This window comes from Marinovum sp. PR37 (assembly GCF_028807375.1).
Classification (GTDB): domain Bacteria; phylum Pseudomonadota; class Alphaproteobacteria; order Rhodobacterales; family Rhodobacteraceae; genus Marinovum; species Marinovum algicola.
The window spans coordinates 126,182-149,208 of record NZ_JARAML010000007.1; the positions used below are offsets into that span (position 1 = coordinate 126,182).

The window sequence follows — 23,027 nt, forward strand, 5'->3', positions numbered from 1 at the left end:
CTTATTCAGCAACGAGGGGGGCAGGGGAGCGCGTCGGGGCCTGTGCAGGCCCCGGCATGCGGGATTCGTCCATCACCGCGCGTACGCGGCGCAACCGCAGGGCGTTGGTCAGCACAAAGACCGAGCTGAGCGCCATGGCACCGGCGGCCAGGACCGGCGACAACAGCAGGCCGAAGGCTGGATAGAGCAGGCCCGCGGCCACCGGGATCAGCGCGACATTGTAGCCGAAGGCCCAGAACAGGTTCTGTCGGATGTTGCGCATGGTCCGGCCGGAGACTTCGAAGGCGTTCACCACGCCGCGCAGGTCGCCCGACATCAGCACCACATCCGCCGACTCGATGGCGACATCGGTGCCGGTGCCGATCGCGATCCCGACATCGGCATGGGCCAGCGCCGGCGCGTCGTTGATGCCGTCGCCGACAAAGGCGATCTGCTTGCCGCCTTGCCGCAGCTCGTCCAGGGCGGCCACCTTGCCATCGGGCAGAACACCGGCGATCACGTGGTCGATCCCGGTTTCGCGGGCGATGGCAAGGGCCGTCTCGCGCTTGTCGCCGGTGATCATCGCGACCTTCAGCCCGAGATCGTGCAGCGCGCGGATCGCCGCCGCGCTGGCCGGTTTCACCGGGTCGGCCACGCCGATCACCGCCGCGACCTTGCCGTCAACCGCCGCAAAGAGCGCGGTCCGGCCCTGTTCCGCCAGGCGGCGTTCGGCATCGGCCATGGCGCCGATGTCGATCCCCTCGCGGGTCATCAGGCGATCCGCACCGACAAGCACATCATGCCCGGCGATCTTGGCCTGCACGCCGTAGCCGGTGATCGAGGCGAAATCCTCCACCTCGTGGCGCGTCGCGCCTTCGGCCTGGGCGGTGCGCACGATGGCCTCGGCAATCGGGTGTTCCGACAGCGCCTCGACCGCTGCCACCAGCGCCAGCACGTCGGCGCGGTCAAAGCCTTTGGCCAGCACCAGATCGGTCAGCTCCGGGCGGCCTTCGGTCACCGTGCCGGTCTTGTCCAGCGCCACCACATCGACCGAGGTCAGCTGTTGCAGGGCGTCGCCCTTGCGGAACAGCACGCCCATCTCGGCGGCCCGGCCGGTGCCCACCATGATCGAGGTCGGCGTGGCCAGACCCATCGCGCAGGGGCAGGCGATGATCAGTACCGAGACCCCGGCAACCAGCGCATACGACAGCGCCGGCGAGGGTCCGACCACCAGCCAGACCAGCACCGTCAGTGCGGCCAGGGCCATGACGGCCGGCACGAACCACAGGGTGATCCGGTCCACCATGCCCTGGATCGGCAGCTTGGCGCCCTGCGCCTGTTCGACCATGCGAATGATCTGGGCCAGGGTGGTATCGGCGCCGACGCGGGTGGCACGGAACTGGAAGCTGCCGGTGCCGTTGACGGTGCCGCCGGTCACCGGGTCGCCCTCGGCCTTGGCCACGGGCACCGGTTCGCCGGTGATCATGCTTTCGTCGACATGAGCGCTGCCCTGGGTCACCTCGCCGTCGACGGCGATGCGCTCACCTGGCCGAACGACAAGGATGTCGCCGGCGGCGATACGCTCGATAGCCACCTCCTGCGGTTCACCATCCACCAGAACCCGCGCGGTGCGCGCCTGAAGGCCCAGCAGTTTCTGAATCGCGGCACCGGTGCGGCCCTTGGCCCGCGCTTCCATCCAGCGGCCGAGAAGGATCAGCACCACGATCACCGCCGCCGCTTCGAAATAGACCGCGCGTGCGGTTTCCGGCAGCAGGGCGGGCGCGAACAGCGCCGTCAGTGAATAGAGATAGGCGGCCCCGGTGCCCACGGCGACCAGGCTGTTCATGTCCGGCGCGCCTTTCAGCAGGGCGGGGAACCCCTTGAGATAGAAGTGGCGCCCCGGCCAGAACAGCACCACCGATGTCAGCACGAACTGGATCATCCAGCTTGTCTGGTGGCCGATGGTGCGGCCGATCAGCTCATGCACGCCCGGCACGATATGCGCGCCCATTTCCAGCAGGAAGACCGGCAGTGCCAGCACTGCCGCAAAGACGGTGCGGCGGGCCAGCTCGCGGGCCTCGGTCTGTTTGCGCGCGCCGGGATCCTCGGTCGTGGTCGCGTCGGCCGGCTCTGCCGGATATCCGGCGTCGGCCGCGGCCTTGAGCAGATCGGAGAGCTCGACGGCGCCTTCGACATAGGTGACCGTCGCGGTTTCAGACGCGAGGTTGACGTTGACGTCGAGCACGCCGGGGACCGCTTCCAACGCCTTGTCGACGCGCCCGACGCAGGAGGCGCAGGACATGGAGGCGATGTTCAGGCGCACCGTGCCGGTGCGAGCGGGATAGCCGGCGCGCTCCAGCGCGTCGATCACAGCGGGAACGCGGGTGTCGGAATCGATCTGTGCCTGTGCCGTCTCGGACGCGAGATTGACGCTGACCGCATCGACCCCGGGCACCGCCGCCAACGCGCGTTCTACCCGGCCGACGCAGGACGCGCAGGACATATTCTGTACCGAAACCCGAATGTTTGTAGAGGGTGTCATGGCATCTCCTTCGTTGCTGGGAAGGTATCTAGGGCTTCCATTCACTGGAAGGTCAACTACTTTCGAAAGATTTTGTTTCCATCTTGACCTTCCCTGGCTGGAAGCACCCACATGACGGCAACACAGAAGGAGAAGGTCATGAGCAACTTCAAGGTTCCAAGCATGAGTTGCGGGCATTGCACCGCGGCAATCGAAAAAGCGATCAAGGCGATCGATCCGACCGCCACCGTCACCTGCGATCTCGCGGCACGGGCCGTCGCGGTCGAGACGATTCTCAGCGACCGCGCGGTGTCCGAGGCCATTCGCGACGCCGGATACGACGTGGCCGCCGAAGCTTCGGCCTGAAACGGGCCCGGCGCCGGATCTGTGGCGCCGGGTTCTCCCGAGAGCCCGGCTCTCGAAACCGGCACCGCGCGGCGCGCGCGGGCCTATCCCTATTCAGCGACCCGCCGCGGCGCTTCTTTCGGCTTGGGCCGTGCGCTGGCGTTCCGGCCAGGTCGATTTGATGTAGGCAATGATATTCCAGATTTCCGCATCCGACAGCTGCGCGCCAAAACCTGGCATTGTGCTATCGAACTCGACGCCCTCTTTCGCGAGCGCCTCCTTGCCCCCGAGCTTGGTGTAATCGAACAACACGCTGTCCGGGTGATGCCAGGTGTGCCCGGTCTCGTCATGGGGCGGTGCGGGCAAGGTGCCATCGGGTCCGGGCGAGCGCCAGTCCGGCTGGCCTTCGAGATTTGCGCCATGACAGGCGGCGCAGAAATCGCCGTAGAGCTGCTCGCCCTGCGCGATATCCACCGCGGCAGGCATGGTTGCGGTCGTCGGCGCAGCAAGCTCGCCGCGCATCCAGACCGTGGCGCCCACGCCGCCCAGGGCGATAAGCAGCACGATCAAGGTGCGTCGCTGCAATAACAAATCCGGCAGTTTCATCATTACCCCATTCTTCAGGAAAGGTGGGGCGCTGACGCGCCCCATCATACTAGTCGTAGGTTTTCTGCGGCGTCGACAAGGCGGCAACCGCGCTTTCTTTCAGGCCCTCGCCTTCCATCAGGTAGGTCGCCATCGCGCGCAGATCAGCCTGGGTCAGGAATCGTGTCCCGTTCTGCACCACCTCGCCCATGCTGCCGCCAAAGACGTCGCCGGATGGCGTGATCCCGCTTTGCAGAGCATAGCTCAGGTTGTCGACGGTCCAGCCCCTTTCCGCCAATGTCGCGGGAAGAATGGACGGCGCCTTGTTGCCACCCGGAAGAGCGTCGTTGCCGGCGAAAAAGGCTGACGGATCCCGCCCTCCGGCCAGGTTCCGGCCGGTGTGGCAGGCCGCGCAATGCGCGGCGCCGCGCACGAGCTCCCGGCCGCGGTTCCATTCGGCGCTCTTGCCGTCCACCGGCGCTGTTTCCGGGGCACCGAAAAACGCGGCCCGCCAGAGCTTGAGCCCCCATCGTTGATCGAAGGGAAAGCCGACGTCGTGTTCGGGCGTGGATTCGGCCACCGGCGCGACAGTCTGAAATGCCGCCCAGAGGTCGGCGATATCCTGATCCGAGAAATTCGCATAGAACGGATAGGTGAACGCCGGGTAGTAGGGAGTTCCATCGGGGGCGATGCCCTGCCTGATGGCCTTTGCGAATTGCTCCACGTCCCAGTTGCCGAGGCCGTGATCGGGATCGGTGGTCAGGTTCGGCGGATAGAAGGTGCCGAAATCGGTGTTGAGCGGCGCGCCACCGGCCAGCGCCGCACCACCTTCCTCGAAATTCGTGTGACATGCGACACAGCCGCTGGCCCGCGCCAGATAGGCGCCGCGCTGCACATCGCCTTCTGGTTCGATTTTCCTGGGGTCGCTGCCGATCGGCCAGGCCACGAGGGCCGCCACGGTGGTTGCGCCGGCAAGGGACAGCCCGGCGATGCCTGCAATAAGAAACTGCCTCATGTCACTTGGCCTCTTTCCGGAACCGCGTATGACAGGTCGAGCAGGTGTTGCTGACCAGCGAAAATACCTCGTTGGCCGGCATGTCCGCCAGCTCTTCACGGCCGAGCGTCGCTTCCAGCGCCATTCCTGTGCCCATCATCGACCCGGCGCCCATCATGCCGCCGCCGCCCATCATCGATGCCGCGTCGGCCATGCCCTGTTTTGGCGCGGCCGGTCCGTTCTCGGCGGCCAGGGCGAGCCCTTCGGAATAGGTGTGAAGGCGTTCGGCCAGTTCGGCAAAGGTGGCCCAGTCTTGCCAGATGGACGCCTTGACGTAAGACGCCATGTTTTCGTTGTCTGCCGGGAAAAGCCGCGTCATCGAGGCGCCGGCATGTCGGCCGATGGCCTCGGCGGCATCGCGCACGGCGGCGGCCTCGTACTCGGACGCGCCGCTCATCATCGGCGCGATGGTCTTGATGGCATCAGCCATGGCCGACATCGCGACCATCCTTTCGCGCACGATCCCCTTTGCGCCGGTATGCGCAAGCGCAGCCGACGCCAGCGAAAGTGCCGCGACGGTGGCAATAGTGAATTTGGTTCTCATTTCCTTGTCCTTCGTCTTACCGTTGGTGTTTTTCCAAATCAGTCAGACGAAGGGGCGCGGAGGAGGTGGGTCATATCCCGGGTCCAGCCCGGCCCAGAGGGCCACACGGGACCGAAATTTCTTGGTATCGAAGAGCGTCGCATGATCTTTCAGGGCCGGTTCGGCCATAATCGCCGAAACCGCGCAATCCAGCCCCGGGTGGCAATGGCCCAGGGCCTCTTCGATCAGAGAATGCGGGGCGTCGTCGTGCGCATCGCCGGCGCCGGCGAATGCCGTGGCAGAAGACAGGCTTTCGTCGGGGTGGGCGTCGTTGACCTCTGGCCCAAGGCCGAGCGCCAGCAGCACACAGAGGAGTGCCGTGCGCAGGATGGCCAGAGGAGAGCGCCCACCCCGCATCCCGCTAGAAGATTCCGTTCTCGGCTTGCAGTTCGCGGACGTATCGCGCGATCATCTTCACATCGGCATCGGTCAGGCCTTCGACCGGCGGCATGTTGCCGAATTGCCAGTGGTGGGCCCGAACGCCGTTCTTCGCGGCCATGACAAAGGCCATGTCGGAATGGTGCCCGGGTTCGTATGTCTTGTGCACCAGCGGCGGCGCGATACCGTTCTGGCCGGCGGCATTTGTCCCGTGGCAGGCCGCGCATTTGGCTTCGAAAGCCCGTTTGCCGATTTGCGCATTGGCGGACAGCTCGGCCGGCAGCGAAACTTCGACGATCGGCGCGCCGTCCGCGATATCGCTGGTGTCTGGCGGGGTCATCGAATGGCCCGCGGTCTGAGACGTGGATTGCCCCATGTTCAGATAGACCGCCAATCCGCCAAGCAGAAAAAAGGCCACGAGGGCCAGTAGAGATTTAGTCATGAATTTGGTTCCTTGCGGTCATCGGTTCGACTTGGGCCGATTTTCTCCGGGGCCGGGCTGTCATGGCCCGGGCGCCCTCGGCGCGCATTTCGCGGTCAACGTCGATGGACCCATTTGATGATTTTCTGCCATTCCTGCCGAGTCTCGCAGCGCTGCTTCCGTGGTAAGCGGATGCAACGACGCACATGCGATCATTCCGTGATGGCGCCTGCCCTGCCATGGCATGCACGCCCCTAGTTTCTTGCCTATTGAGGCAACGTAGAGCACCTTCCTGCGCAGGAAGGTCAAGCTGGTTCACCCTGACAAAACAGTGAAATTTGTATCTGATTGCAACATTGACCTTCCCGTGCTGGAGGCCGCTAGCCACCTCGGCAGGTCACTGGAGACAAGACGAACGATGGACACCAACGACAAGACGGCCGGGCAGGCCGGTAGCGACAAGATCATGAAATACGGAATGTGGGCCTGCTGCGCGGTGATGTTGCTGCCGCTGGGGGCTTTCCTTGTGTCTGGCGGGGCGTCGGGCGGGGCCGGGGGGCTCGCGACCCTGGCGCCGATCGTGCTCTGTGTCGGCGCGCATCTGGTCATGCACCGGTTCATGGGAAAATCCTGTCACGGAAAGGCGGAAGATGCTGAGACCAAGGCCGAGACGCCAGACCCCCGGGCCACTGCACGGGTCGCCGCGGAATAAACCCCGCGCGAGGATGTTTCGGTGCGCGGCCGGCATGCTGGTGCTTGCCGGTCTCGGTGCCTGTTCGACGACGCTGGCGGATTGCTTCGACCTGGAGGCGGCGCGCCTGTCCACAAACGGGGCCGAAGCGCATCTGCCGCCGGGATGCGAGATCACCGGGACCAGCGCAAACGGGGTGGCAACGCTGGCCTGTGCCGGCGGTCGCGAGGGTTTCATGGTGCTCGGGGCGGATCGCGCCGGGTAAGGCCCGCCCCCCTGGCCGCAGGACAGGGGTGTCGGGTCGCAGGCGGATTGTCAGGTCATGGCCCTCGTCGCCGTGGCCCGCGCCTCACGGCCGGTTTTGCGCAAGGACGGCACCCCGCTCGGGGGCGGTCGACGGCTCCCGGCTCGGGGTGTTGGCCGCTTCGAGCGGCAGTGTGACCGTCGCCAGCAATCCGCCTTCAGCGCGGTTGGAAAGCGCCACGTCGCCGCCATGGGCCCGGATGATGGTGCGCGCGATCGACAGCCCCAGGCCGGTGCCGCCGGTTTCGCGAGAGCGGGATTTCTCGAGCCGGAAGAACGGCTCGAACACCTGCTGAAGCTCGCTTTCCGGTATGCCGGGGCCGGTGTCGGAAATCAGTATCCGCACATGGCCGGGATCGGTCCGAAAGGAGACCCGGGCCCCGCCGCCATAGCGCTGCGCGTTTTCGATGATGTTGCGCAGCGCGCGGCGCATCGCTTGCGGGCGCAACCGCGCCTGGGCATCGTCGGCGGCGTCAAGCTCGAACCCGTTGATCATGTCTGCCTGCAACTGCTCAAGATAGCTGCGCAACTCCACTGTTTCGGAGGGTTCGGCGCTGGCCATGCCACGGGCAAAATCCAGGGTGGAACCGACCATCTCCTGCATTTCTTCGATCGAGGCGACAAGGCTTTCGCGGGTTTCGTCCTCTTCGACCATTTCCGCCCGAACCCGCATTGCGGTCAGCGGAGAGCGCAGGTCATGACCCAGCGCCGCAAGAAGCTTGGTCCGGTCCGCCACGAACCGGGTCAGCCGTTCCTGCATGCGGTTGAAAGTCTGCGTGAGCCCGCGCACCTCGCTTGGCCCGATCAGCGGCAGGGGATCCACGGTTTCCCCACGCCCAAACCGGTCGGCGGCGTGCGAAACGCGCAGCAGAGGCCCGGTCAGGCGGGTCAGAAGGAACCAGCAGGCCGCGACCAGAATGATCGCCGCGGTGATCCCGAAGCTGACGATGGAAATCCAGGGCCATTGCAGCGGCGGCGGCTCGAACCGGGTTCCGACGTTCAGCCATTGGCCGTCAGCCAGGGCGATCGAAAGCTGCATTTCGATGGCCGAGAGCTCGCCCTTCATCATGGCGAGGTGCATTTCCGCCATCTCGGGCACGAGATGGGGCATTGGCGGAATGCCATGCTCGACCTCGTGCAGCTCGACCCGGATCTCCCGGTGTTCCGCGCCGCCAAGCAGCCCGCGCACGCGGGCCTCGACAGCGCCGCCATCGGCATGGCTGGCGTGGTCGACGTCGGGGTTGTCCGCGAGTTCGAACCGCACGAGGGGCGAATTCGCCGCGCGCAGGATGGCCTGATGCAAGGACTCCGGCGCCTCTTCGAGCAACAGCGCCACATTTGCCGCCCGGCCGGCGGCCTCGAACCCCAGCGCCGCGCGCACGGCGAGGCCGCGTTCGTCGACGAACAGCCACAGGCTGATCGTCTGGGCGGCCGCCAGTGCCGCGACGATCAAGAGAACCAATTGCCCCCGGAGGCTGTCAAAGGGGCGCGGCATCAGCTCAGTTCGCGGACGTCTGATGCCAGGCAATAGCCGCCGCCGCGCACCGTCGTCACGATGCGGGGGCGCGACGGATCACGCTCGACCTTGCGGCGCAAGCGGCTGATCTGGTTGTCGATGGTGCGGTCAAAGACCGAGGCCGACCGGCCCGCCGTCAGATCGAGCAGCTGATCGCGGTTGAGCACGAACCGGGGCCGCTCCAGAAGGACGGTCAGCAGCTTGAATTCGGCGCTGGTCAGGTCGATCTGCTCGCCGTCGTCATTCGACAGCGCCCGGGTGTCGGTATCGAGGACCCAATGGGCAAACGCGATGCGCTTGCCCGAGAGCGCGCCGGCATAGGGTTCGGCCTTGGTGGTGCGGCGCAGGATGGCCTTGATGCGGGCAATCAGCTCGCGTGGGTTGAACGGTTTGGCAAGATAGTCATCGGCGCCGATTTCCAGACCGACGATCCGGTCGGTCTCTTCTCCCAGCGCGGTCAGCAGCAGGATCGGCACATTGCCATTGGCTGACAGCCGGCGGCAGACCGACAGCCCGTCCTCTCCCGGCATCATGACGTCGAGAACGATAAGATCGTACTGGCCATGGCCGAGCTTGGCGTCCATGTCGACCGCGTCGCGCGCAGAGGTCGCCCGCATTCCGTTCTGTTCAAGGTAGCGCGTCACGGCATCGCGGATTTCGCGGTGGTCGTCGACGACAAGAATGTGTGGTGGTTCGCTCATGGACCTTCTTTTAAACGAGTGAGGGGCGCTTTCCCGAAGATATTTGTCACGAAATGTAACCGCCACCGCCGTTGTGATCCGCCGATACAAAACCGTGGACTCCCCGGCATTTTGTCGCGACAAACCCCTGCCATATGTCAGGTATCGCAATACTGACATGAGGTGATCCGAATGAAACACAATTCTCTTCTCGCTGCATTTGCTCTGGCCGCGACCGTGCTTGGCGGGGCCGCTTATGCCGGTTCCGATCATGGCCACGGCGGCAAGACCGGCGGCAAATCCGGTGCGGCAGCGATGCAGGGCGGCGGCTCCGGCATGATGGGCGGCATGGACGGCATGATGGACATGATGAAGCGCATGCATGGCTCGATGATGGGTGGGGGCATGATGGGCGGCATGGGTTCCATGGGCGGCGGCATGATGAAGATGTTCGACGCCGATGGCGACGGCACCGTCACGCCGGAAGAGATGCGCAGCCAGCTGCAAGCCAAGCTGGCCGAGTACGACAGTGACGGCGACGGCACGCTTTCGATTGCCGAATTCGAAACCCTGCACAGCGCGATGATCCGGGAAATGATGGTGGACCGGTTCCAGCATCTGGACGCGGATGGTGATGGTGCCGTGACGGCGGAAGAGATGGCGGCACCGGCCGACATGATGGAACGGATGCAAAAGATGCATTCCAACATGTCTCAGATGCAGCCGGAGGCCGAAAAGGGCATGGATGGCGACGCCATGATGAACGACAACTGACCCAAGCGGGGCCGTCTCTCACGTCGCCGGTCGCAAGCGAGAGACGACCCCGCACGGACATCCTCGCCCCGCAAAGCGGGGCGAAGGCCTGTCGGCGGGGCCCTGCACGATGTCGCGAAGTTCGCGCTTGACCTTCCAGTCACTGGAAAGACTAGGCTCTAGCTGTTTCCTTCCCCGTCTTTGTCCAAGAGGACTTCAGAATGAGCGACCATGCACACCCAGTCTCGCAGGATGCCGAGACAACAACCTACGTCTGCCCGATGCACCCGGAGGTGCGGCAGGACCATCCGGGAGACTGCCCGAAATGCGGGATGCATCTTGTGCCTGAGGGTCAAGAGGCGCACCACGGCGGACACGATCACCATGCGCACGGCTCCCAGAGCGGCGCCGTGGACGGCAGATATGACAGCGTTCCCGAGGATCATGACGGCGCGGTCTATACCTGTCCGATGCATCCGCAGGTTCGCCAGACGCATCCTGGCTCCTGCCCGATCTGCGGCATGGGGCTCGAGCTGGAATCGGCGGCAATGGCCGATGCGGGCCCGAACCCGGAGCTGGTGGATTTCACCCGGCGGTTCTGGGTCGGCACGGTCCTGACCATCCCGCTGCTCATTCTCACGATGGCCCCCTTTCTCGGCTTTTCCGGCGTGCGCGAGGCCTTTGGCGAACGCACGACGCTCTGGATCGAGCTGGGTCTCGGAACGCCGGTTGTCCTGTGGTGCGGCTGGCCCTTCCTGGTGCGGGGCTGGAATTCGTTCCGCACCATGAACCTCAACATGTTTTCCCTGATTGCCATGGGCGTTTCGGCGGCCTGGCTCTTTAGTGTCGTGGCGGTTCTGGTGCCGGGCATCTTCCCGGCGGGGTTCCGCGATGCCGAAGGGCACGTCGGGGTCTATTTCGAAGCGGCGGCGGTGATCGTGACGCTTGTGCTGCTCGGGCAGCTGATGGAGTTGCGGGCCCGCGAAGGCACCGGCAAGGCCATCCGCGCCCTGCTGGACATGGCGGCCAAGACCGCGCGGGTGATCAGGCCGGATGGCACAGAAGAGGAAATTCCGCTCGAGGAGGTGCTTGTGGGCGACCGTCTGCGGGTGCGGCCCGGTGACAAGGTGCCGGTTGATGGCGTGGTCGTGGAAGGCCGCTCCTCGATCGACGAGAGCATGATTTCCGGCGAGCCGGTCCCGGTCGAAAAGGTCGAAGGCGATGCGGTGACCGGGGCGACGATCAATGGCACCGGCAGCCTGGTGATGGAGGCAACGCGGGTCGGCGCGGACACGATGCTGGCGCAGATCGTCGAGATGGTGTCGAACGCGCAACGTTCGCGCGCGCCGATCCAGAAATATGCCGACCGGGTGGCGGGCTATTTCGTGCCGGCGGTGATCGCCATCGCGGTTCTGTCGTTCATTGCCTGGGCGGTTCTGGGGCCGGCGCCGGCTCTGTCCTATGCGCTGATCTCGGCGGTTGCGGTCCTGATCATCGCTTGTCCCTGTGCGCTCGGTCTCGCGACCCCGATGTCGATCATGACGGCAACCGGTCGCGGGGCCCAGGCCGGGGTGCTGATCAAGAATGCCGAGGCGCTGGAGCGCTTCGAGAAGGTCGATACCCTGATCGTCGACAAGACCGGCACGTTGACCGAGGGCAAGCCGCGCCTTGTCGCCGTTTTGCCCGAACGCGGTCATGACGAGGCCGAAGTGCTGCGGCTTGCCGCGTCGCTGGAACGCGGGTCAGAGCATCCGCTTGCCGAGGCCATCGTCCGGGGCGCGGAAGAGCGCGACGTGAAAATGGCCGATGCCGCGGATTTCGAGGCGATTACCGGCAAGGGGGTCCGGGGCGTGGTGGATGGCAAGGCCGTCGCGCTTGGCAACCTGGCAATGATCCGCGATCTGGGTCTCCACGCGGGCGAGCTGACCGCCAAGGCCAATACCCGGCGTGACGAGGGCGAGACCGTGATGTTCGTGGTGCTGGATGGCGAGATCGCCGGGCTTGTCGGCGTTGCCGATCCGGTCAAGGACAGCACGCCCGCCGCGATCAAGGACCTGCACGCGCTGGGCTTTCGCGTCATCATGGCCACCGGCGACAACGAGCGCACGGCCAGGGCCATCGGCGCCCGTCTCGGCATCGACGAGATCCGGGCCGACGTCTTGCCCGAAGACAAGGCGCGGATCATCAAGGAGCTGCAACAGGACGGCCGCAAGGTTGCGATGGCCGGGGATGGCGTCAACGACGCCCCGGCGCTGGCGCAGGCCGATGTCGGCATCGCCATGGGCACCGGCGCGGACGTGGCCATCGAAAGCGCGGGGATCACGCTGGTCAAGGGCGACCTGGACGGCATCGTCCGCGCCCGGCGGCTGGCCCATGCCACGATGCGCAACATCCGCCAGAACCTGTTCTTCGCGCTGATCTACAACGCCTCCGGCGTGCCGGTGGCCGCGGGGGTGCTCTTCCCGGTCTTCGGCATCCTGATCAGCCCGATGTTCGCCGCCTTTGCGATGAGCGCATCCTCGATCTCGGTGGTGCTCAATTCGCTGCGTCTCCGGGCGGCGCGGATCTAGGCCGCGGAACCCACCTGATGACGAGTTGATCGGTGCTGCGTTCGGACGGATCAGCTGCGATCAAGGTCTCCGCAACCCCGGGTGCGTCGGCAAAGGTTCGCCGACGTATTCGGGGTAGATCGGCAACGATACATTCGGATACAAAAGATACGCCGGTCGGGCGTTTGCAAGTCCGGCGAATTCACCTAGGTTCCTGGGTCAGGGATCGGGAGGAGAACGCGGAAGCTGCAATCGGCGGCGCGTGGCAGACCGATGACGACCGGACCAAGGGCAGGCAGGAACAAGGACGGGCATGTCGAAATTGACGATATCGATCGTGGCGGCGGCTCTTCTCGGCCTCGGTGCCTTGGCTTGGTATGCCGCACGCCCGACCGGCCATTCCATGGACCAACCCGATCTGGCGCAGCTCTCCGAGGGGGCGGCGATCGTGGATGTCACGGTGCCCGCCGAATTCTCTGACAATGCCAAAATCGGCCAGCGGGCTTTCGAAGCGAAATGCGCCGCGTGCCACGGCACGAACGCCGCCGGACAAAACGGGGTGGCACCGCCCCTGGTTCACAAGATCTACGAGCCCAGCCATCACGGCGACATGGCCTTCGTTCTCGCCGCCAAGAACGGCGTGCGCGCGCATCACTGGAGATTCGGAGACATGCCGCCGGTCGAGGGGCTGACCCAGGGCGACGCGATGATGATTGTCGCCTATGTCCGGGAACTGCAACAAGCGAACGGGATCGACTGAACGATGCGCGGCATGATTCCCGGCCGGCTGATCCTGCTCGCTGTCGCGGCCTGTGTCGTGGCGCTGCTGAGCCTGCCTGACCTGGACTTCGCCCATTCCGACCAGCCGCCGGTTGCGGAGCAGTTGGCGCATGACACCCATTCCGACGAATCGCACAGCACCGGCATAGGCCATTGTCATGGCGAGGCCTCCTGTTCCAGCGGGCTGCACATCGTCTTTGGTCTTCGTACAATACCGCCCGAGCGGCCGCCGCTGCCGGCGCTGGATCGCGCCCCGACGAATTTCAACGACGCCACCCTCGGGCGCGAGCCACCGGTCCCTATCGCTCTCTCTTGATGCATCCGCGGCCCAAGTGCCGCATTGGAACTCAACGGAGACAAGAGATGAAATATACAGGAATTACCGGCATCGTCCTTTCGGTGACACTTGCAGGCGGCGTTCTGGCCCATTCGGGTGCGACAGGCGTCGTGAAGGAACGCATGGATGGCATGATGGCCATGAGCAAGGCGATCAAGGCGGTCACACCGGTCATGCGCGGCAAGGTCGACTATGATGCCGCGCGGGTGCGGGACTTTGCCGCCACGATCAAAGAGCATTCGGGCGAGACGATGACCAAGCTGTTCCCCGAAGGCAGCGAAGAGGCACCCTCGGTCGCCAAGCCCCGGATCTGGGAAGACTGGAGCGAGTTCGAGGCGCTGGCCGTGCGGCTGGGGACCCTCGCCGAAGGACTGGACCGGGCGGCGGACAATGGGCTGAAGGCCGCGGGCGGAGCATCGGCCAGCATGATGGGCGGCGACAACATGATGGGCGGCGGCGGCATGATGGGGGGCAGCGGGCCGATGACGGCCGAGCTTGACCCCGCGCAGCTGGCAGAGATGCCGGCGGATGCGGTCTTTCGAATGGTGAGCCAGACCTGCGCTGCCTGCCACACCAAGTTCCGCGCGGAAAAATAAGATGCGCAAAGTGACAAGAGGGCTGGTCGCCGCCGCAGCATTGGGCGCGGCGGGGCTGGCAGCGGTGGCCGCCTGGCCCGTCGGCCGGGCACCCGAGGATATCGCGCTGCAAGGCGATGCCAATCGAGGTGCCTATCTGGCGCGGGCGTCCGGCTGTATCGCCTGCCACACCGATTTCGAGAATGGCGGCGCACCGCTGGCCGGCGGTGTCGAGCTGGAAACTCCCTTCGGCAGTATCTACTCGCCAAACCTCACCACCGACCCGGAACACGGGATCGGCGACTGGACGATAGAGCAGTTCGCGGCGGCGGTTCGGCAGGGGGTGTCGCCGGAGGGTGCCCCCTATTACCCGGCCTTCACCTATCCGTTCTATCAGCAGTTCACCGATCAGGACATTGCCGATCTCTGGGCCGCGTTCCAGACCGTGCCCGCCGTGGCCGAGCCTTCGCGCGAGCCGGATATGCCGTTCCCCTTCAATCAGCGTGCACTGATGAAGTTCTGGCGCGCGCTCTATCTGGATCCGCCGCGCGCCGAGCCGGTGCCGGGGGCCGATCCGCTGTGGAATCGCGGCAAGGAGCTGGTCGAGGGCGCGGCGCATTGCGGCGCCTGTCACACCGGCCGGACGCTGCTGGGCGGCCGCGATCACGAAAGCCAGCATTTCAAGGGCAGCAACATGCTGCCGGGCGGCGGCAAGGCGCCGGCGATCGATGCCGAAACGCTGATGGCGCGGGGCTGGGATGTCGACAGCCTCTCATATGCCTTGCGCTCCGGGATCACGCCGTCGGGTGACGCTTTTGGCGGTGCGATGGGTGAAGTCGTCCTATATGGAACTCAGTACCTGTCCGATGAAGATCTTGAAGCAATGGCAACCTATCTGATGGACGATCACGGATGATCGGACGATTGCCGAACCACGAAAGGACACCGCGTTGAACGTGACACGGCGGAACATTCTGCTGGGAGGTGCGGCCTGTGCCGCCCTTCCGGGCCTGGCCTTTGCCCAGGCCGGGGCCGAGGAATTGCGGGCCGCAGCCTTTGATCACCAGCTGCTGCCCGACCCCTATGGCCCGACCACGCTCTGGGGCTATGGACCGGCCTCGCCCGGCACCGAGATCCGCGTCGCCCAGGGCGCGCGGGTGCGGCGGACCCTTGTCAACGGGCTCGATCAGCCCACCTCGATCCATTGGCACGGCATTCGCATCGACAATGCGATGGACGGTGTCGCCGGGCTGACCCAGGGTGCGGTGGCTCCCGGGGAACGCTTCGATTATGACTTCACGGTGCCGGATGCCGGAACCTTCTGGTATCACGCGCATGACCGCTCTTTCGAACAGGTTGGCCGCGGGCTTTACGGTGCGCTGATCGTCGAGGAGCCCGAACCGCTGGACATCGACCGGGACGAGGTGCTGGTGCTTGATGACTGGCTGATCGATCCCGACAGCGGCCAGCTTGCCGCCAGTTTCGGCAACATGCACGATCTGAGCCACGCCGGTCAGGTCGGAAATCTCGTCACCGCCAATGGTGCGCATGATCTTGCCATGCCGGTCAAGCGGCATGAACGCCTGCGTCTGCGGCTGATCAATGCCGCCAATGCGCGGGTGTTCCAGTTGCAGATGAGCGGGTTGGATGGCTGGATCGTCGCGCTCGACGGCATGCCGCTGCCCACGCCGCGCCCGCTGTCAGAGGCGCTCTTGCTGGCACCGGCGCAGCGCGCGGACCTGATCGTCGACGTGACCGCCGAGGCGGGCGAGACGGCGGGTCTGGTCAGTGTCGAACGCGGCGAGGGGTTTGCCCTGGCCTCCTTCCCGGTTACTTCGGAGGCCTCTGCCACCCGACGGGGCGCCGTCGCGCCGCTGCCGCCCAACACGGTGGCCCGGCCCGATCTCGCCGCCGCGACGGCACTTGATTTGCGGATGGAAGGCGGCGCCATGGGCGGCCTGCGCGGGGCGCGGCTGGATGGCGAGATGCAATCGATGAACGCCCTGGTCGCAGAGAACAAGTTCTGGGCTTTCAACGGCGCGATCGGCACCATGGAAGATCCGCCGCTGGCCGAGCTGTCGCGCGGCGAGACTGTGCGTCTGAAAATCGTCAACGACACCGCCTTTCCGCATGCCATGCACCTGCACGGCATGCATTTCCGCGAGGTCACGAAGGACGGCCAGCTTGGCGATCTGCGCGACACCACGCTGCTCTTGCGGGGCGAGACCCGCGAAGTGGCCTTTGTCGCCGACAATCCGGGCGACTGGCTGTTGCATTGCCACATGCTGTCGCATGCGGTGGCCGGCATGACGACACGGCTGCGCGTCGGCTGACCGGCCTGGCCGTGGCGGGCGCCTCACCCGGATTGCAACTGCACCAATCCGCGGGCAACGAGGGTGAGCGCCAGCGCCAGAAGCCCGCAGCAGATCGCGGCGGCGAGCCAGGCGCGCGCCCTGGGGGCAGATGTCTGCCCCCAGCTGAGGGCCGCGGCATAGATCGGCAGCGCGCCCAACAGAACGGCATAGAGGTATACCCCGGAAATATTGTCAAAAAGCGCCGACCGCGCCAAGGTCGGCGCCACGACCCGCAGCGCCGTGCCCTTGCTGCCGCCGAAAGAGCCGAACCAATCGGCCGAAGCGACATAGATCACGGCATGCAGCAGGATGAACACGGCCACCCGCATCACCATGTCGGTGAAGATCAACCCAAGGCCGCCGGCCTTGCGCGGCGTCAGGCTGATGTGCCGGGCGTAGAGGACGAAGCCCAGGAAATTGACGATGAAGACCACCGGAAATCCGTTTGTCGCAACCTGCCTGAGAAAGCGCGACAGGGCAGGGCCGCCGCTCGAGAGCATGGCGGCGAACCCGGGCTGCAAGGCGACGTAGATCGCCAGAAGCGGCAGCAGGGTGAGAAGGCTCACCAGGGCCACGTTGCGCGCAAAGATCGCGATCGGCAGGCTGAGCGAGAAATACCGGTGCATGGGGCTTCCTAGCACGATAGCGGCGGAGAACAGCCCAAGACGGGCCTTGGTTACAAAATGATACATCACAATCCGGCTGCGGAATGATAAGCCTGTAGTGAAACTCTAAAGCCGAGGCACCAAGTCCATGACCCAAAAGAAATGGTCGCGCCGCCATGTTTTGGCCTGTGCGACTGCCACGCTGGCAATGCCCTCTCTCGCTCTGGCGCAAGCCGAAAGCGCACCGACGCGGCGCAATATCTCGTCTTTCAAATTGCACGACTGGCGGGATCACTTCGATACGCTGGGCAAGGGTATCATCCTCTCCGACACCAACACCAAGGTGCTCCAGCATTGGACCGCTGACGGCGAGATGCGGATCTATCCGACCTCGGTGCCGCTGACCGACGAGCTGACGCGGCGGGGCTATACCTCGGTGGTCGAGAAACGCGAAAACCCGACCTGGCGGCCGACGCCGTCGATGCTCAAGCGGAACCCGGAATGGCCGGCGGTCGTCGAAGGCGGCGATCCGCTCAACCCGCTGGGCACCCGCGCGCTCTATCTGTCCTGGACTTATTACCGCATCCACGGCACCCAGGACACGCGCAAGATCGGCCGGCGGTCTTCGAACGGATGCATCGGCCTTTACAACCGTCAGATCGAAGAGGTCTACGAACGCACGCCGATCGGAACCCAGGTCAAACTGATCTGACAGTTCCGGCACTGAAACGGACCTTCGCGTCCTGAACGGGGTGCTCCGAAGGAGCGCCCCCAATGTCCTGCAAGGAGAGACGATCCGCCATGAAGAAACATATACTCGCGCCTTTGATCGCGCTCACATTTCTCGCCCCCCTGGCCGCCGGTGCCGAGGAGATGGACGAGGACCGGATCAAGGCGCTGGTCTATGAGGCGATCCGCGAAAACCCCGGCATCGTCATGGAAGCGGTGCGGCTTCTGGAAGAACAGCAGCAGCGCGACCAGTCGGCGGCGGCCGCCGCGGCCCTGTCGGGCATCCGGGATGAGCTCGAGCAGGATCCGAATGCGCCGGTTCTGGGCAATCCCGACGGCGATGTGACGGTGGTGGAGTTCTTCGATTACAACTGCCCCTATTGCCGCCGCGCGATGCCGCAGGTGGATGCGTTGATCGAACAGGACAAAAACGTCCGGCTGGTCTATCGCGAATGGCCGATCCTCGGCGACGGCAGCGTCTTTGCCGCTCGCGCCGCACTGGCCGCGCGCGAGCAGGGCAAATACGAGGAATTCCACGAGGCGATGATGGGCATGAACGGACGGGCCGAAGAGGCCAGCGTGCTCCGCATCGCCGGCGAGGTCGGCCTTGATATCGAGCAGTTGCGCCGGGACATGCAGGCGCCGGAGGTGAGCGAACATATCGAGACCTCGATGGAGCTGACCCGGGCGCTCGGGTTCACCGGCACCCCGTCTTTCGTGATCGGCGATACGCTGGTCGGCGGGCTGGTCGAGGCCGAGGTGCTGGCCGAGCACGTCCAGACGGCGCGCGACGCGCAGCAGTGACGCCGTGCAGACACTGGGACGTGCGCCCCGGCTGACCCGCCGCAACCTGCTGGCGGGCCTCGGTGCGGCCTGCCTGCCTTGGCCTGCGCTCGCCGCGCGGCAATCGGTCGTGCTTCGCCCCGCCGCGCTCTCGACGCGCATCGCGGGCCGCAGGCTCGACATGCTGGGCTTCAACGGAACGATTCCCGGCCCCGAGATCAGGGTGCGGCAGGGCGATCAGGTTGATATCCGCCTCGAGAACGGGCTCGATGACGGGGCGCTTGTGCATTGGCACGGCCTGCGCGTGCCCAACCGGATGGACGGGGTGAACGTTCTGACCCAGGACGTGGTCATTCCGGGCCGGTCGCACGATTATCACTTTGCCCTGCCGGATGCCGGAACCTATTGGTATCATTCGCATTACCTGTCCTATGATCAGGTAAGCCGCGGCTTGTTCGGCGCCTTCGTCGTCGAAGAGCGCGATCCGCCGGAGGTCGATCACGACATCACGGTTCAGCTCTTCGACATGATGATCGACGAAGAGGGCCGGTATGATGACAGCTTCGACCCGGCGCAATTCGCCACCGCCGGTAAGATCGGCAATGTCGCCACTGCCTTTGTGTCGCGTGACGGCATCCGCCAGGGCGACAGGCTGCGGCTGCGCTGCATCAATCCGTCGATCGACCGGATCTACGAGCTTCGGCTTTCGGGCGTCGCGGGGAACATTGTCGCGCTTGACGGAATGCCGCTGCCGGCGCCGCGGCCGTTGGCACCAATCACCCTGGCCCCCGGCCAGCGCTGTGACGTGATCGCCGATGTGACCGGCCCGGTCAGGCTGACCGATACCTATGGCGGCACGTCCGTGACCCTGGGCGAGATCGCCATGGAAGGCAGCCGGACGCCGCGCCGTTCCGCCATCCCGGGCCTGCCCGCGAATGCCATGCCGGCCCCCGGCCCGGTGGATGCCCATGTCGATCTGGTCATGCAGGGTGGCGCCGGAGGCGGAGATCACGACGGTTTCGGCACCTGGGCGTTGAACGACGTCTCGGGCCTGCCGCGCCGGCCGCTGGTGGATGTCCGGCGCGGTGCCACGGTCAGGATGACCCTGCGCAATGCGACGGCGTTTCCGCATGTCATGCACCTGCACGGGCATCACTTTCACGAACTCGATGCCAGGGGCGCATCCGGCGCCTACCGCGATTCGACGCTGGTGGGGGCAGGGGCCGCGCGCGACATTCTCTGCGTGCTCGACAACCCCGGATCATGGATGCTGCATTGCCACATGCTGAGCCATCAGACCGATGGCATGGCAACCTGGGTCCGGGTGCGCTGAGCGGCACCGCGGGCCCGGGGATCGACCCCCCCGAAAGCGCAAAGAACGTGGCCGCACCGCCACACCTGCGGCCTGTCTCTCACGCTCACGGGGAATTTTATTCGTTCCGGCGCCCGGCCGATATTCCCTTGAATAAAAGGAGTTGCCCACGTGACCGTTTCCAACCGACGCATTTTCCTGATATCGAGCCTCGCCGTCCTGGCCGCGCCGCGACTGGCGCTGGCGCACAAGCCCACCTTGGCCGAGAAGTTCCTGCCGCAGCTGGTGAATACCCGGCGCAAGGATTGGCGCGCCGGCAATCTGCATGTCGTGCCCGACGAATTTTTTCTCTACTTCATGCTGAACGACGGTCTGGCCATCCGCTATGGTGTCGGCGTCGGGCGTGACCGGCTTTATACGCCCGGCACCTTTACCGTGGCACGCAAGGCGAAGTGGCCGTTCTGGAGGCCGACGCAGGCGATGATCCGCAGGGAGCCGGAGAAATACGCCAAGTACAGCGATGGCATGAAAGGCGGCCCCGACAATCCGCTGGGCGCCCGCGCGCTCTACCTCTACGACGACAAGGGGCGGGACACCTATCTGCGCATCCACGGCACCAACAAGCCAGGCACCATCGGCACCGCAGTTTCCAATGGGTGCGCCCGGCTGACCAACGAATACATCAAGGAACTGTACGACCGGGTCGAGGTCGGCGCGAAGGTCACGCTACATCCCAAACAGGAAACGGCCTGAGCCCGCGCCGATCAGAGCAGGGCAGGCGGCAAGGCTGCCAGGGCGTCGTCCAGCGGCACCACAGGCAGCCCGGCGGCGATCCAGCCGACGCCCAGATCCGAGCCGAGCATGCCTTCCGACACATCGATGAAGCCAGTATAGCCCGCCTTGCGAAGGCTGCGCTGGATATAGCCCGAACGCCCGCCGGTCGCGCAGATCAGGGCGATCTGCCGCTCTCCGGCCAGATCGCGGGCCGCAAAGAGCCGGTCGGAAAACCGGTTCTCGTGCATGCTGATCGGCCAGGCCTGCGCGGCCACACCCGTGGCGGCCCATTCCGACCGCGCGCGTACGTCGATCATGCGGATATCATCGGCATTCAAGGCGTCCCAGGCGCGCTGTGCCGGCCAGACATCCGCCGACTGCGCCTGCGCCGGCAGGGCCTGGGCCAAGGGAAGACAGAGCAACCCGGTCGAAAAAGCACGTCGGTGAAGGTTCATTGTGTGCACCCTTTGTCGAAACCGGATTTGGACGGCGATCTCCGCCCATTCCCGCGGTTGCGTATCCGAGCAGGCGGCGGCAGCCGATCCGGTCCTATCCCGCCGAACGGTACAGGCGTTGGCCCGGTCGTATCAATGGCCGCCAGCCCTGTACCGGCTCACCTCATCGCAATTGTCTGTGATCCGCATTTTCTTGCCGTGCGTATGCTCTGGGCTAGGTCCACGATCTGGAGAACGCGCCAGCCTCTCTGAAAACGATGGATTTCATTCAATTGAGCAAAGGTCTTTCCTATTGTCGGTCTTTCTGCACGGTCTTGCCACTGCCCTTCCGCCGTATCTCCTCCCGCAGGATTTGGTGCAGGCCAAGGCGCAAGAGATCCTCGGCCACAAGTATCCGCAATTCGAACGGCTTCTGAAAACCTTTGTGACGGCCGGCATCGATCGGCGCTACTCGGTGGTTCCGATCGATTGGTTCGAGGCCGATCACGGCTGGCAGGACCGCAACGACGCCTATATCGACGGCGCATTGGCGTTGTTTGGCGTGAGCACGGAACTGGCTCTGGCGCGTGCCGGATGGGCGGCGGAGGAGGTCGATTGCATCGTGACCGTCTCTTCCACCGGCATCGCGACCCCGACACTGGAAGCGCGTGCCATGGACCGGCTGGGGTTTCGCGCCGATGTGCGCCGGGTGCCGGTCTTTGGCCTCGGCTGTGCGGGCGGTGTTTCGGGGCTGTCTCTGGCGCAGTCGCTGGCCGCGGCTCGCCCCGATGACAAGGTGCTGCTGGTCGTGGTCGAAACCTGCACCCTGTCGTTTCGGACCGACCGGCTGCAAAAGGCGGATATCATCGCGACCGTGCTCTTCGGAGATGGCGCGGCAGCGGCCTGCCTGTCGGGGCAGAAGGCCGATGGCCGGCAGGTTTCGCTCGGGGCCGGCACACAGACGACCTGGGCCGATACCTTGGGCATCATGGGTTGGGATGTCGACGACACCGGCCTCGGCGTGGTCTTCGGCCAGGAAATCCCCGGATTTGTCGAGAAAAACCTGGAGGCGGCGGTGGAGGGCGCGCTGGGCCGATCGGGATTGGAACGCAGCGACATCGCGCGTTTTGTGTGCCACCCCGGCGGGGCCAAGGTCGTCGACGCCTTGGAAGGCGCGCTTCAGCTTGAAAAGGGCACCTTGCAGGCCGAGCGGGACGTGCTGCGGGCGGCGGGCAACATGTCGGCGCCGACCGTGCTCTTCGTTTTGGAGCAGGTGTTGAAGCAAGAGGTGCAGGGACAGATGATGGCTACGGCGCTGGGGCCGGGCTTCACCGCCGCCTTTCTGCCGTTTCACGTCGGAGCAGACGCGGCATGACCCTTGGCGCGGCGCTCTTTCTGAGCTTTCTCGTTGTCCAGAGGCTGGCCGAACTGGCGCTGGCCCGGCGCAATACCGCCAGGCTTCTGGCGCAGGGCGCACGCGAGGTCGCGCCGGAGCATTACCCGCTCATCGTCGCGCTGCACACGGGCTGGCTGCTCTGCCTGGTGGCCTTCGGATATGACGCGGCGATCCGCCCCGTCTGGCTTGTCGTCTTCGTCGTGCTGCAAGCGATCCGCCTCTGGATCCTCGTGTCGCTGGGCGGGCGCTGGACGACCCGGATCATCGTCACCGACACGCCGCTTGTGGCGCGCGGCCCCTACCGCTGGATCAACCATCCCAATTACCTGCTGGTGGTCGCCGAGATCGCGGTTGCGCCCCTGGTCTTGGGGCTCGGCTGGGTCGCTCTGGTGTTCTCGGCTCTGAACGCCGCCGTCCTTGCCATTCGAATACGGGCCGAGGACCGCGCGCTCCGGCCGACGATATCGTGATGTGGGACGGGGCGCCGAGGGCCGGAAATCAATTGACCTCTGCCGCGCGGTGCCGCCAACTTGGGCAATCCCGCGCCCGCAACGACGACCCAACTTGATGTGAGGACTGCATGATCATGG

General features: G+C 65.4%; 26 protein-coding genes and 1 pseudogene. 17 read left to right on the forward strand and 10 right to left on the reverse strand.

The window, feature by feature from the left end; translation table 11 throughout:
• Position 1 precedes the first annotated feature (1 nt).
• Positions 2 to 2,521, reverse strand: a complete 2,520-nt coding sequence (locus tag PVW49_RS08440) for a heavy metal translocating P-type ATPase (RefSeq protein ID WP_274590342.1) — start codon at positions 2,519 to 2,521, stop codon at positions 2 to 4.
• A 138-nt stretch (positions 2,522 to 2,659) separates the two neighbouring features.
• On the opposite strand from PVW49_RS08440, the gene PVW49_RS08445 reads away from it, so the two are divergent.
• Positions 2,660 to 2,866: a heavy-metal-associated domain-containing protein gene (locus PVW49_RS08445; protein ID WP_274590343.1), complete on the forward strand. Its 207-nt coding sequence runs from the start codon at positions 2,660 to 2,662 to the stop codon at positions 2,864 to 2,866.
• Positions 2,867 to 2,959: 93 nt separating this feature from the next.
• Here PVW49_RS08445 and PVW49_RS08450 read toward each other — a convergent pair whose 3' ends face one another.
• From PVW49_RS08450 to PVW49_RS08470, 5 genes are all read right to left on the reverse strand, one after another.
• Entirely contained in the window at positions 2,960 to 3,367 is a 408-nt protein-coding gene (locus tag PVW49_RS08450; protein WP_274590376.1) for a c-type cytochrome, read from the reverse strand.
• 133 nt (positions 3,368 to 3,500) lie between these two features.
• Positions 3,501 to 4,445 (reverse strand): c-type cytochrome, encoded by a 945-nt coding sequence (locus PVW49_RS08455; protein ID WP_074837088.1) that lies wholly within the window; start codon positions 4,443 to 4,445, stop codon positions 3,501 to 3,503.
• A gap of 1 nt (position 4,446) precedes the next feature.
• Positions 4,447 to 5,028, reverse strand: a complete 582-nt coding sequence (locus tag PVW49_RS08460) for a cytochrome c (RefSeq protein ID WP_074837089.1) — start codon at positions 5,026 to 5,028, stop codon at positions 4,447 to 4,449.
• Between the two features lie 42 nt (positions 5,029 to 5,070).
• Complete coding sequence (locus tag PVW49_RS08465; RefSeq protein WP_139211373.1) at positions 5,071 to 5,373, reverse strand: hypothetical protein; 303 nt, start codon at positions 5,371 to 5,373, stop codon at positions 5,071 to 5,073.
• A gap of 55 nt (positions 5,374 to 5,428) precedes the next feature.
• The gene (locus PVW49_RS08470) at positions 5,429 to 5,887 is read right to left on the reverse strand and encodes a c-type cytochrome (RefSeq protein WP_048535056.1); all 459 of its coding nucleotides are present in this window, start codon (positions 5,885 to 5,887) and stop codon (positions 5,429 to 5,431) included.
• A gap of 397 nt (positions 5,888 to 6,284) precedes the next feature.
• Here PVW49_RS08470 and PVW49_RS08475 point away from each other — a divergent pair, with 397 nt between their 5' ends.
• Positions 6,285 to 6,578: a DUF2933 domain-containing protein gene (locus PVW49_RS08475; protein WP_048535055.1), complete on the forward strand. Its 294-nt coding sequence runs from the start codon at positions 6,285 to 6,287 to the stop codon at positions 6,576 to 6,578.
• 34 nt (positions 6,579 to 6,612) lie between these two features.
• The gene (locus PVW49_RS08480) at positions 6,613 to 6,822 is read left to right on the forward strand and encodes a hypothetical protein (protein WP_074837091.1); all 210 of its coding nucleotides are present in this window, start codon (positions 6,613 to 6,615) and stop codon (positions 6,820 to 6,822) included.
• Positions 6,823 to 6,906: 84 nt separating this feature from the next.
• Here PVW49_RS08480 and PVW49_RS08485 read toward each other — a convergent pair whose 3' ends face one another.
• On the reverse strand, positions 6,907 to 8,355 hold the full coding sequence (locus tag PVW49_RS08485) for an ATP-binding protein (RefSeq protein WP_274590344.1): 1,449 nt from the start codon (positions 8,353 to 8,355) through the stop codon (positions 6,907 to 6,909).
• A complete protein-coding gene (locus tag PVW49_RS08490; RefSeq protein ID WP_048535052.1) occupies positions 8,355 to 9,077 on the reverse strand; it encodes a response regulator in 723 nt (240 codons plus the stop codon). Before PVW49_RS08490 ends, PVW49_RS08485 begins: the two co-directional genes overlap by 1 nt.
• Positions 9,078 to 9,248: 171 nt before the next feature.
• Here PVW49_RS08490 and PVW49_RS08495 point away from each other — a divergent pair, with 171 nt between their 5' ends.
• The 7 genes from PVW49_RS08495 to PVW49_RS08525 all read left to right on the forward strand — a co-directional run bounded on the left by PVW49_RS08495 (position 9,249) and on the right by PVW49_RS08525 (position 16,383).
• Positions 9,249 to 9,830, forward strand: a complete 582-nt coding sequence (locus PVW49_RS08495; RefSeq protein ID WP_170850549.1) for an EF-hand domain-containing protein — start codon at positions 9,249 to 9,251, stop codon at positions 9,828 to 9,830.
• A 260-nt stretch (positions 9,831 to 10,090) separates the two neighbouring features.
• Complete coding sequence (locus PVW49_RS08500; protein WP_274590377.1) at positions 10,091 to 12,379, forward strand: copper-transporting P-type ATPase; 2,289 nt, start codon at positions 10,091 to 10,093, stop codon at positions 12,377 to 12,379.
• 292 nt (positions 12,380 to 12,671) lie between these two features.
• Complete coding sequence (locus tag PVW49_RS08505) at positions 12,672 to 13,118, forward strand: c-type cytochrome (protein ID WP_048535048.1); 447 nt, start codon at positions 12,672 to 12,674, stop codon at positions 13,116 to 13,118.
• Positions 13,119 to 13,121: 3 nt separating this feature from the next.
• A complete protein-coding gene (locus tag PVW49_RS08510) occupies positions 13,122 to 13,454 on the forward strand; it encodes a hypothetical protein (protein ID WP_048535047.1) in 333 nt (110 codons plus the stop codon).
• A 47-nt stretch (positions 13,455 to 13,501) separates the two neighbouring features.
• Positions 13,502 to 14,071: a c-type cytochrome gene (locus PVW49_RS08515; RefSeq protein WP_274590345.1), complete on the forward strand. Its 570-nt coding sequence runs from the start codon at positions 13,502 to 13,504 to the stop codon at positions 14,069 to 14,071.
• 1 nt (position 14,072) lies between these two features.
• Entirely contained in the window at positions 14,073 to 14,966 is an 894-nt protein-coding gene (locus tag PVW49_RS08520) for a c-type cytochrome (RefSeq protein ID WP_274590346.1), read from the forward strand.
• A gap of 34 nt (positions 14,967 to 15,000) precedes the next feature.
• The gene (locus PVW49_RS08525) at positions 15,001 to 16,383 is read left to right on the forward strand and encodes a multicopper oxidase family protein (protein ID WP_274590347.1); all 1,383 of its coding nucleotides are present in this window, start codon (positions 15,001 to 15,003) and stop codon (positions 16,381 to 16,383) included.
• A 23-nt stretch (positions 16,384 to 16,406) separates the two neighbouring features.
• Here the strand turns inward: PVW49_RS08525 and PVW49_RS08530 are convergent, their stop codons facing one another.
• Entirely contained in the window at positions 16,407 to 17,030 is a 624-nt protein-coding gene (locus PVW49_RS08530) for a hypothetical protein (RefSeq protein WP_274590348.1), read from the reverse strand.
• A 127-nt stretch (positions 17,031 to 17,157) separates the two neighbouring features.
• On the opposite strand from PVW49_RS08530, the gene PVW49_RS08535 reads away from it, so the two are divergent.
• The 5 genes and pseudogenes from PVW49_RS08535 (at position 17,158) to PVW49_RS08550 (ending at position 20,586) form a co-directional block, all read left to right on the forward strand.
• Entirely contained in the window at positions 17,158 to 17,721 is a 564-nt protein-coding gene (locus tag PVW49_RS08535; RefSeq protein ID WP_074837097.1) for a L,D-transpeptidase, read from the forward strand.
• Between the two features lie 89 nt (positions 17,722 to 17,810).
• Positions 17,811 to 18,542 (forward strand): DsbA family protein, encoded by a 732-nt coding sequence (locus PVW49_RS08540; protein ID WP_274590349.1) that lies wholly within the window; start codon positions 17,811 to 17,813, stop codon positions 18,540 to 18,542.
• A gap of 160 nt (positions 18,543 to 18,702) precedes the next feature.
• Positions 18,703 to 18,942: pseudogene (locus PVW49_RS23730) on the forward strand (multicopper oxidase domain-containing protein); the annotation flags it as partial.
• 108 nt (positions 18,943 to 19,050) lie between these two features.
• A complete protein-coding gene (locus tag PVW49_RS23735) occupies positions 19,051 to 19,854 on the forward strand; it encodes a multicopper oxidase family protein (protein WP_433962413.1) in 804 nt (267 codons plus the stop codon).
• A gap of 150 nt (positions 19,855 to 20,004) precedes the next feature.
• Positions 20,005 to 20,586 carry a L,D-transpeptidase gene (locus PVW49_RS08550; RefSeq protein WP_371398994.1) on the forward strand — a complete coding sequence of 194 codons (582 nt, stop codon included), beginning with the start codon at positions 20,005 to 20,007 and terminating at the stop codon, positions 20,584 to 20,586.
• Between the two features lie 11 nt (positions 20,587 to 20,597).
• Here the strand turns inward: PVW49_RS08550 and PVW49_RS08555 are convergent, their stop codons facing one another.
• Positions 20,598 to 21,062 carry a rhodanese-like domain-containing protein gene (locus tag PVW49_RS08555; protein WP_274590351.1) on the reverse strand — a complete coding sequence of 155 codons (465 nt, stop codon included), beginning with the start codon at positions 21,060 to 21,062 and terminating at the stop codon, positions 20,598 to 20,600.
• Positions 21,063 to 21,417: 355 nt separating this feature from the next.
• Here PVW49_RS08555 and PVW49_RS08560 point away from each other — a divergent pair, with 355 nt between their 5' ends.
• Both PVW49_RS08560 and PVW49_RS08565 read left to right on the forward strand, forming a co-directional pair.
• Entirely contained in the window at positions 21,418 to 22,416 is a 999-nt protein-coding gene (locus PVW49_RS08560; protein ID WP_274590352.1) for a type III polyketide synthase, read from the forward strand.
• Positions 22,413 to 22,907, forward strand: coding sequence for an isoprenylcysteine carboxyl methyltransferase family protein (locus PVW49_RS08565; RefSeq protein WP_274590353.1), 495 nt, complete (start codon positions 22,413 to 22,415; stop codon positions 22,905 to 22,907). The genes PVW49_RS08560 and PVW49_RS08565 overlap by 4 nt, the downstream gene beginning before the upstream one ends.
• The last annotated feature ends 120 nt before the right edge of the window (positions 22,908 to 23,027 follow it).